General features: G+C 34.2%; 4 protein-coding genes. 2 read left to right on the forward strand and 2 right to left on the reverse strand.

The features are described from left to right. Positions 1-111: 111 nt before the first annotated feature. Positions 112-399: a mobilization protein gene (locus tag FTV42_RS16260; RefSeq protein ID WP_159516831.1), complete on the forward strand. Its 288-nt coding sequence runs from the start codon at positions 112-114 to the stop codon at positions 397-399. Between the two features lie 2 nt (positions 400-401). Next, a complete protein-coding gene (locus FTV42_RS16265; RefSeq protein ID WP_159516832.1) occupies positions 402-713 on the forward strand; it encodes an HU family DNA-binding protein in 312 nt (103 codons plus the stop codon). Here FTV42_RS16265 and FTV42_RS16270 read toward each other — a convergent pair. Together FTV42_RS16270 and repM are read right to left on the reverse strand one after the other, a co-directional pair. Further along, the gene (locus tag FTV42_RS16270) at positions 710-1,006 is read right to left on the reverse strand and encodes a hypothetical protein (RefSeq protein WP_159516833.1); all 297 of its coding nucleotides are present in this window, start codon (positions 1,004-1,006) and stop codon (positions 710-712) included. The genes FTV42_RS16265 and FTV42_RS16270 overlap by 4 nt on opposite strands. Further along, the gene (repM, locus tag FTV42_RS16275) at positions 1,003-1,944 is read right to left on the reverse strand and encodes a replication initiation protein RepM (RefSeq protein WP_087554602.1); all 942 of its coding nucleotides are present in this window, start codon (positions 1,942-1,944) and stop codon (positions 1,003-1,005) included. The genes FTV42_RS16270 and repM overlap by 4 nt, the downstream gene beginning before the upstream one ends. Positions 1,945-2,437: the final 493 nt, after the last annotated feature.

A 2,437-nucleotide genomic window follows, 5' to 3' on the forward strand; every position in this document is an offset into this window, starting at 1 on the left:
CAAGTCGTAAGTGCGCATTTCATGAAAAACACGATAGCATATTACCCGCTTGAATTTCAATTCATAGGGTCTTATGCTTGAGTGGTTTTCTATATTCCGAAATTAACCGTTATGACTAAATCTGCTGAAAATATCGAAAAGAAAATTGAAGCCCAGTTAGAGAAGCTGAAACAGTTAAAAGCACAGAAACAGGCTATTGAAGCAAGAGAACGTACCAAAAAGAAAGAACAGGAGCGCAAGGATGATACTAGGCGTAAAATTTTGCTCGGTTCTTACTTGATTAAGAAAATGCAGGCAAATGAAGCCAATAAAGAAAAAATACTCGCTGAACTCAACGAATATTTAACAGAAAATAGAGATCGACAGCTTTTTGACTTACCAAATATTGAGGACAATTAATTATGAATAAAGCCGATTTAATTGCCAAATTAGCACCTAAATTAAATATTAATCAAGATGAAGCAAGAGTTGTTCTTAATTCTGTTCTTGAAGTCATTACAGAAGCCCTGGTTGAAGATAAAAATGTCCGATTAGTTGATTTTGGGACTTTTGAAGTAAAACAGCGTGCCGAAAGAATGGGACACAATCCTAAAACTGGCGAAAAACTTAAAATTGAAGCTAAGGAAATTGTCACTTTTAAACAAGGCAAGGCTTTGGGAGAGCAATTTACTGTTAAGCCTAAGCAAAAAAGTAAAGTTAAGAAGAAAGCCTAATTTTTCTTAGCTCTTTGCTTTTCTTGTTCGGCTTTATACTCTGGAATTAGCTCATTTAAGACTTTTTGGATATTTACTTTATCCTTGATCTGCAAATTATCCCGATAGTAAATTAAGTCCTCTATTTTGCTTTCCATCTGCATTTTTTCAGTGGGTTCTGCATTCTGGGATATTCGGGATAATAGAAAGATATAACCGCAGATATTCTCCCTCGCAATTTCATAATTAACGATGTCGGTATACTCAATTTGAACGCCTTGAAAATTGGCTGTTAGGTTCTCCAGTTGCATCATGATTTAAATCCTGCTTTCTCTAAAAATGGGTAAAGTTCTCTAAATTTTTCAGGCTCTAAAAGCATGTCAGCGATACGAATAGCAAATTGTTGGTAGCTTTCTGTACCTTTTGAATATTTACTCATTTCAGGCATTTCTGACATTTTATTGGCAAATAAATGGCGTTGTGCATCGGTCATTTTTATAAAAAAGTCAGGGGTGTTAGGGTCACGCTTAGTATTAATTTTAGGTTTATCGTCTTTTTTTTGCTTAAACTTAAATGAAAACCCAGAAATGATACGTCCTTGCTTGTGTTGTTCGTAACTTACTGTGATATCTGTATATTTATTAATTTGTTTAATAGCAGGGTCTAAGACACGATTCTTAAAATCATAGACTCTAGGATATTCATGCTCCTCAATAGCAAGGCGTTCTCTTAACGTATTTAATTCTATTACTGGAACAACTTTCGTGCTTTGCCATTGAATCATCATTTCATAAAGGCGAATAGCATAAACGCTCGTTAATTGGGCTGTTTTAGATAATCTATATCGTGTGAAACAATCTTTCAGTTGTCCAATCATGCTAAAAACATCATCGGCTAACTGAAATTTAATATATCCCTGCGTATCTGCATAACTAATTTTTTGTACCCATCTCGATTTAACACATTCTATAAAATCAGGTTTTTGATAGACCCGATCATACGTGAAGTAACGGTTAAATAATCGCTCACTTGCATCCCTTAATACCTTATAAGCATCGGATTCATCAGTATTAAATAGCTTGGAGTAATCTTTTGCATATACTCTAAATTCTCGTGTGTGGAATAAGCCTTTATCACTTTCATATTCAGCTAATTCAGTGAAGGCTACATGTAGTATTCGATATTCAGTCAAACTGAGATTAAAGCAAGCTTCAACAAGAGTATTACTTTTTATAACTAGATCATTTTTCATTTGGTTTAAGGATTATTTTTCTGCAATAAAACGACACTATATTATAAAAGCGTTAATTAAAACAACAACATTATTTTTTATTGTCGTTATATAGGGTAAATCTGTCGTTGTATAAGGGTAAATCTGTCGTTGTATAAGGGTAAATCTGTCGTTGTATAAGGGTAAATCTGTCGTTGTATGAGGCTGAAGAGTATTGCTATATAAGGCTTTCATGCTGTCTAAAACTATTAAAACTATTAAAACTATTAAAAAGGGAAAAACTATTAAAACTGCCCTATGTACTCGCTAAAGCTCGTACTCTATTGAAGCTCGTTCCTCGCTTCGTGGGGCAGTTTTTGGTTAATCCTGTTTGTGAAATCTAAAAGCAAAAGCATTGATAATGTATTCGCTTCGCTCATACTTTTTGAAAAGCAAAAGCTCCAAAGTTCGCACCCATTCGGGATGCTCTGTACCTACCGTTTAAAATCGAAAGGGAGCTTGTAATCAGAGAAAA

This window comes from Acinetobacter sp. YH16052 (assembly GCF_013417155.1).
Lineage (GTDB): Bacteria > Pseudomonadota > Gammaproteobacteria > Pseudomonadales > Moraxellaceae > Acinetobacter.

Excerpts from the sequence above, each read along its gene's own strand:
- FTV42_RS16260 (WP_159516831.1), top strand. The coding sequence starts at position 112 with ATGACTAAATCTGCTGAAAATATCGAAAAGAAAATTGAAGCCCAGTTA.
- FTV42_RS16265 (WP_159516832.1), top strand. The coding sequence starts at position 402 with ATGAATAAAGCCGATTTAATTGCCAAATTAGCACCTAAATTAAATATT.
- FTV42_RS16270 (WP_159516833.1), bottom strand. The coding sequence starts at position 1,006 with ATGATGCAACTGGAGAACCTAACAGCCAATTTTCAAGGCGTTCAAATT.
- repM (WP_087554602.1), bottom strand. The coding sequence starts at position 1,944 with ATGAAAAATGATCTAGTTATAAAAAGTAATACTCTTGTTGAAGCTTGC.